The following is a 6,000-nucleotide window of genomic DNA, read 5'->3' as shown; positions in this document are numbered from 1 at the left end:
TGGGGCACGGGCTGGTCCCGAACACCCCGGGGCGCCTGGGCAGTCTGCTGGAGTCGTTGCTGCCCTGGTCGGCCGTCCCGGTCGTGGTGCTGCTGGGCCTGGCGCTGCTGCGCCGCTCGGCGCTCGCGTTGGTCGCCGTGCTCCTGCCGGTGGCGGCGTGGACGCATCTGTTCGGGGGGCTGCTGCTCCCCGGGCCCGGCACGGGTCCTGACGACCTGGTGGTGGTGCAGCACAACGCGAGCGACGAGAACGACGATCCGGCGGGCACGGCCCGTTCCCTGGCCGCCGCGGGACCGGACCTGATCGCCCTGGAGGAGCTGCTGCCCGAGGCCCTGCCCGGCTACGAGAAGGCCCTGGCGGCGCGCTACCCGCACCACGCCGTGCGGGGCACGGTCGGCCTGTGGTCGAAGCACCCGCTGACCGGTGTCAGGGCGACGGCGATCAAGCCGGCCGGCATCACGGAGCCCTGGAACCGCGGGCTGCGCGCCGCGGTGCGCGTCGGCGGGCGGGACGTCGCGGTGTACGTCGCGCACCTGCCCTCGGTCCGGGTCGGCGCGACGGGTCTGACGTCGGCCCGGCGGGACGAGAGCGCCGGGCTGCTGGGCCGCGCGATCGCCGCCGAGCCGCTGGAGACCGTCGTCCTGCTCGGCGATCTGAACGGCACGGTCGACGACCGCGGCCTTGACCCGCTGACGTCCCGGCTGAACGTGTCGGCGCGCGGCTTCGCGTTCAGTTACCCGGCGGCCTTCCCGGTGGCCCGGATCGACCAGGTCATGGCCCGCTCGGCGACGGTCGGCCGGATGCGGACGCTGCCCGCCACCGGCAGCGACCACCTCCCGGTGCTCACCCGGGTCACGCCACGCTGAGGACCAGTCGGGAAGCTGGTCGTCGCGGGGGCCGGGTCAGCGCCGCACCCGCGGCATCCCGAGCCCGATCCACGAGATGATCTCCCGCTGGATCTCGTTGTTGCCGCCGCCGAACGTGAAGATGACGGCCGACCGGTAGCCGCGCTCCAGTTCGCCGTGGAGCACGGCACCGGCGCTGCCCTCCTTCAGCGCGCCCGCCGCGGCGACGACCTCCATGAGCCAGGCGTACGCGTCCCGTCGGGCCTCGGAGCCGTAGACCTTCACGGCGGACGCGTCCTGCGGGGTGAGGGTGCCCTCCTGGACGGCGTTCACCATCTGCCAGTTGAGGAGCTTCATCGCGTCGAGCTTGGTGTGGGTCTGGGCGAGCCGCTTCCTGACCCAGCCGAGGTCGATGACGCGGCGGCCGTCGGCGAGCTTGGTCTCCATCGCCCAGCGCTGCACGTCGTGCAGGGCCCGGATGGCCATCGTGCCGTGCGCGGCGAGCGTGACGCGCTCGTGGTTGAGCTGGTTGGTGATGAGCCGCCAGCCCTTGTTCTCCTCGCCCACGCGCCGGGTGACGGGCACCCGGATGTCCTCGTAGTAGCTCGCCGTGGTGTCGTGCGAGGCGAGCGTGTTGATGACGGTGCAGGAGTAGCCGGGGTCGGACGTGGGGACGAGCAGCATCGTGATGCCCTTGTGGGGCGGCGCGTCGGGGTCGGTGCGGACGGCGAGCCAGACCCAGTCGGCGGTGTCGCCGTTGGTCGTCCAGATCTTCTGGCCGTTCACGACGTACTCGTCGCCCTCCCGGACCGCCCGCGTCCTGAGCGCCGCGAGGTCGGTGCCCGCGTCGGGCTCGCTGTAGCCGATCGCGAAGTCGAGTTCGCCGGAGAGGATCTTCGGCAGGAAGAACTCCTTCTGTTCGTCCGTGCCGAACTGCATGATCGTCGGGCCGACCGTGTTGAGCGCCATCAGCGGCAGCGGGACGCCCGCCTGCGCGGCCTCGTCGAAGAAGATGAACTGCTCCATGGGCGTGAGGCCCCGGCCGCCGTACTCCTCGGGCCAGCCCACCCCCAGCCAGCCGTCGCCGCCGAGCCGGCGCACCGTCTCCCGGTAGAACCGCTTCTGCGCGGCCGGATCCTCGTAGCGGGCGTACGCGTTCTCCGGCACGAGGTCGGCGAAGTAGGCGCGCAGCTCGGTGCGCAACTGCTGCTGCTCGGGCGTGTATTCGAGGTGCACGGCCCCTCCTGGCTGTCAACTGGGCGACGTCGGCGCGGGTTTGACGGCGCACACAGTAGAACGCGTTCCAGAAATAGGGAATGCCGAGGAGGGGATCACTCTGGGACCGCCCGCCTCCCTCAGGCCAGCGTCGCCAGGAAGTCCGTGCAGGCGCGGGCGCAGGCCCGGCACCGCTCGGCACAGTCGGCCGCGTCCGGGGTGCGGTCGCAGGCGTGCGCGCACTCCAGGGCGACGGCCCGGCACCACTCCACCTGGAGCCGCAGCCCGTACTCGTCCTGGTGCGACTCCTCCGACAGCAGACGGCACGTCGCGTCGCAGACCTCGACGCACAGCAGCAGGGCGCGGCGCAGCCCGTGCGGGGCCCTGGGCACGTCGACCGGACCGGGCCTGGCCGGTCCGTGCACGACGGGAGCGGGAACGGTCGTGCCCAGGTCGGTGGAGCTGACCAGGACGGCGCAGGCGCGGGCGCAGTCCGTGCAGGACTGCGCGCAGGCGAACCGGTCCTCCAGGAAACGGACGAGGGCGTCCTTGGGCGGCTCGGTCATGAGGGCGGGGTCCGTGCCCGTGGTGCCCTCGGCGGTCAGGTGCGGGTGCTTCGCCAGGGAGGTCACCGGCCCGGCTCCTTTCCACGGAACGTACGTTTCACGCCCGGGTAGCCCGATCGCCGGGCCCGAAACCGCCTCCGGCGGCCCGGGGCGATCAATTCCGTTGCGGCCCGCGGGGGCCGGGGCTAGGTTCTGCGCGCGTACCCGCCCCGCACCTCTGGAGAGCCCTTGCCGCCCGCAGCACAGCACCTGACGCAGCTCGACGATCCGCACGCCACGGAGGGGACCAGGCGTCTCGCCTGGCTCGCGCAGGACGCGGAGGGCGGGCCGGTCGGCTCGGCGTTCCTGCGGTTCTTCGACCGGGACGGGCAGCGGCACCTGGCCGAGCTGGTGATCCGGGTGCATCCGGCCGAGCGGCGGGCCGGCGTCGGCAGCCGGCTGCTGGCCGCCGCGGTCGAGGCGGCCCGCGCGGACGGCCGGAGCACCGTGCTCGCGTCGGCCGACGGCGACTCGCCCGGTGAACTCTTCCTCGCAGCAAGGGAGTTCCGGCGGGTGCTGCGGCTGACGTACACGCGTCTGACGCTGGCCGACGCGGACGTCGACGCGCTCACGGCGACGGCCGGCCGCCCGCACCCCGGGTACCGGCTCACGGAGTGGGACGGCACGGTCCCCGACGAGCTGGCCGCGTCGTTCGCGCTGTCCCGCGGCGCCATGGACGACATGCCGATGGACGACGCCGACTACGGGAAGGTCGCGTGGGACGTGGACCGGGTGCGGGCGGTCGCCGAGGCGGTGGCGCGCCGCGGCGACCTGCTGCACACGCTCGCCGTGATCGACGAGAGCGACGGTGCGGTCTGCGCGTTCACCGAACTGGTCGTGCCGGGCGGCCGGGAGGGCGATGGTGAGCACTACGGCACCGGTGTGCTGCCACCGCACCGCGGCCGCGGACTCGCCGGCTGGATGAAGGCGACCCAGATCCTGCGGGTGCGGGACCGCCATCCACGGCTGACGGGCCTCGTCACGGACACGGCGGACAGCAACAAGGCGATGCGGGCGGTCAACGACGCGCTCGGCTACGTGCCGACGCACCGCTCCTGCGAGTATCAGCTGGACCTCTAGGGGCTGTCGTCACACTCCCGTCGTCGGGGCTGTCATCGGGGGGCATGTCCGGGCCGTGCGGGGGTACGCGCGCGGCACCGGCCGAGCGTCGTGACGGCCGGGAAGGAGCGAGCCGCCATGGCCGACACCCCTGCCCTGACCCCCATCGAACTCGAGGGTCTGTGGGCCGACTTCCACAGCACCGTGAACATGACGTCGCAGGAACTCGCCGACTGGCTGCGCACCAGCGACGCGGGCCTGCTCGCCGAACCGCTGCCCGAGCACGCGGGCAGCGGGACCGGCCGGCACGTCCTGGCGATCCTGCAGAAGCGCCGCACCGATCTGACCGCCGACGACATCCGGCTGATGCACGAGGTCGTCGAGCGGGTGGCCGAACTGCGCGGCACGGAACGCGAACCCACCGCCCTGGACGCCGCGGCACGGCACGGGCTGATGAGCCTGGGTCACGACCCGCTCAAACCGTGACGGACGCGGTGCCCTCCGTCTCGGGTGCGGAGTGGGCGGGTAGCGTACCGGGGCGCGTCACGCCACTCGGTACTCCTCGATCTCCTCTCCCCTCAGTACCAGTCCGTGCCCCGGCCCGTTCCTGCCCGGCCGGACACAGCCGCCCGTCGGGTCCAGGACGCCGCCGAAGAACATCGACTCCACGCGCACGTGGTCGTGGAACCACTCCAGGTGCCGCAGGTTCGGTACGCACGCCGCGACGTCGGCGTGGGCGTGCGGGGCGCAGTGGGCCGAAACCTCCAGGCCGTGCGCCTGGGCGAGGGCCGCCGCCCGCAGGAAGCCGGTGGGGCCGCCGCAGCGGGTGGCGTCGACCTGGAGGCAGTCGACGGCGCCCGCGGTGATCATGCGGGCGAAGTACGGGAGGTCGTACCCGTACTCGCCCGCCGTGACGTCGCAGACGAGGGCGTCGCGGACCAGGCGCAGGCCGGTCAGGTCGTCGGAGGAGACGGGTTCCTCGAACCAGCCGACGCCCTGCGCGGCGAGCGCCTCGCCGACCCGGACGGACTGCTTGCGGTTGTAGCCGCCATTCGCGTCGACGTACAGCTCAGCCTGGGAGCCGATGACTTGACGTGCGTGGCGGACGCGCTGCAGGTCGCGCTGGGCGGCCCGGCCGCACCCCTCACCGATCTTGATCTTGACGCGGGGGATGTGCTGGCCGTGCACCCAGCCGCTGAGCTGGGCGGCCAGATGCGTGTCGTGGTACGTGGTGAAGCCGCCGCTGCCGTACACGGGCACGGCCTCGCGGGCCGCGCCGAGCAGCCGGACGAGCGGGACGTCCATGAGGCGGGCCTTGAGGTCCCACAGGGCGAGGTCGACGGCGGAGATCGCGCAGGACGCGATGCCGGGGCGGCCCGCGTTGCGGACGGCGCGGCACAGGCGGTCGTGCGCGGAGGGGATGTCGAAGGCGTCGAACCGGCGGACGAGCGGGGCGAGTTGGTCGCGCACGACGTCGACGGCGGCCGGCGGCGCGTACGTCCAGCCGGTGCCGGTCTGGTCGGCGGCGTGCGCCTCGACCAGGACGGCGGTGGTGGTGTCCCAGGCGAGGGTGCCGTCGGCCTCGGGGGCGTCGGTGGGCACGGTGTAGGCGCTGACGTCGAGGCGCTCGACGGGCAGGCAGGGGGTCGCGGTCTTCGGGGAGATCATCTGCGCACCGGGGTCTCGGGGGCGCGGCGGCCCGCGCGGGCGCCCTCGGCGAGATGGATCGCCGCGCGGTCGGCGAGGGAGGCGCGCCAGGCGGCGGCGTCCTCCGGGAGGCCGGCGAACCGCCGGCCGTCGGTGAGGCGTGCGTCGATCGACTGCAGTAAGGGGACGCGGAGTTCGTTCCCCTGGGCGAGGAGCTGGTCGAGCAGCGGCCGGGCGGTCGCCTCCTCGGGCGGGGTGAAGAAGTGCGGCGGCGGGCCCGGTCCGCGTCGGGCGGGGACGACGCCCCGGGTGGCGCCGTCCCGGGTGTGCCGCTGTCCGAGGACGCCCCGGTCGCCGCGGGCCCTGCCCCGCTTCACCGGCCGCCGCCGTTCCTGAGCTGCGGCAGCACCTTCGTACGGTAGAAGTCGAAGAAGTCCCGCTGGTCCGGGCCGATCCGGCTGACGTACATCCGGTCGAAGCCGGCCTCCGCGAAGGCGCCGAGTGCGGCGACGTGCACGTCCGGGTCGGGGCCGCACGGCACGGAGTCGGCCACCATCTCCTCGGTGACGAGGGACGAGGCCTGCTCGACGAGTTCGTGCGGCCCGAATTCCTCCGACGCCAGGAAGTAG

General features: G+C 73.5%; 7 protein-coding genes and 1 pseudogene. 3 read left to right on the top strand and 5 right to left on the bottom strand.

The annotated features are described in order from the left end of the window. On the top strand, positions 1 to 866 hold an 866-nt coding region (locus M4J07_RS32380), incomplete at its 5' end, for an endonuclease/exonuclease/phosphatase family protein (protein WP_374215120.1). 36 nt (positions 867 to 902) lie between these two features. Here M4J07_RS32380 and M4J07_RS32375 read toward each other — a convergent pair. Together M4J07_RS32375 and M4J07_RS32370 are read right to left on the bottom strand one after the other, a co-directional pair. Then, entirely contained in the window at positions 903 to 2,081 is a 1,179-nt protein-coding gene (locus tag M4J07_RS32375; protein WP_255977624.1) for an acyl-CoA dehydrogenase family protein, read from the bottom strand. Between the two features lie 119 nt (positions 2,082 to 2,200). Continuing rightward, positions 2,201 to 2,626 (bottom strand): ferredoxin, encoded by a 426-nt coding sequence (locus M4J07_RS32370; protein WP_255977632.1) that lies wholly within the window; start codon positions 2,624 to 2,626, stop codon positions 2,201 to 2,203. A 228-nt stretch (positions 2,627 to 2,854) separates the two neighbouring features. On the opposite strand from M4J07_RS32370, the gene M4J07_RS32365 reads away from it, so the two are divergent. Both M4J07_RS32365 and M4J07_RS32360 read left to right on the top strand, forming a co-directional pair. Continuing rightward, positions 2,855 to 3,745, top strand: coding sequence for a GNAT family N-acetyltransferase (locus tag M4J07_RS32365; RefSeq protein WP_255977622.1), 891 nt, complete (start codon positions 2,855 to 2,857; stop codon positions 3,743 to 3,745). A 117-nt stretch (positions 3,746 to 3,862) separates the two neighbouring features. Further along, a complete protein-coding gene (locus tag M4J07_RS32360; protein WP_255977620.1) occupies positions 3,863 to 4,210 on the top strand; it encodes a DUF3140 domain-containing protein in 348 nt (115 codons plus the stop codon). A 57-nt stretch (positions 4,211 to 4,267) separates the two neighbouring features. Here M4J07_RS32360 and M4J07_RS32355 read toward each other — a convergent pair whose 3' ends face one another. From M4J07_RS32355 to M4J07_RS32345, 3 genes and pseudogenes are all read right to left on the bottom strand, one after another. Then, entirely contained in the window at positions 4,268 to 5,392 is a 1,125-nt protein-coding gene (locus tag M4J07_RS32355) for an enolase C-terminal domain-like protein (RefSeq protein ID WP_255977618.1), read from the bottom strand. Continuing rightward, on the bottom strand, positions 5,389 to 5,748 hold the full coding sequence (locus tag M4J07_RS32350; RefSeq protein WP_255977616.1) for a hypothetical protein: 360 nt from the start codon (positions 5,746 to 5,748) through the stop codon (positions 5,389 to 5,391). The genes M4J07_RS32355 and M4J07_RS32350 overlap by 4 nt, the downstream gene beginning before the upstream one ends. Further along, a pseudogene (locus tag M4J07_RS32345) lies at positions 5,745 to 5,957 on the bottom strand (LLM class F420-dependent oxidoreductase); the annotation flags it as partial. The pseudogene M4J07_RS32345 and the gene M4J07_RS32350, both read right to left, overlap by 4 nt. Positions 5,958 to 6,000 lie beyond the last annotated feature (43 nt).

Source organism: Streptomyces longispororuber (assembly GCF_024448165.1).
In the GTDB taxonomy this organism is placed as follows: domain Bacteria; phylum Actinomycetota; class Actinomycetes; order Streptomycetales; family Streptomycetaceae; genus Streptomyces; species Streptomyces longispororuber_A.
This window is presented reverse-complemented; position numbering and strand designations above follow the sequence as displayed.

Coding starts and splice junctions, on each gene's coding strand:
- M4J07_RS32370 (WP_255977632.1), bottom strand. CDS start 2,626: ATGACCGAGCCGCCCAAGGACGCCCTCGTCCGTTTCCTGGAGGACCGG.
- M4J07_RS32360 (WP_255977620.1), top strand. CDS start 3,863: ATGGCCGACACCCCTGCCCTGACCCCCATCGAACTCGAGGGTCTGTGG.
- M4J07_RS32355 (WP_255977618.1), bottom strand. CDS start 5,392: ATGATCTCCCCGAAGACCGCGACCCCCTGCCTGCCCGTCGAGCGCCTC.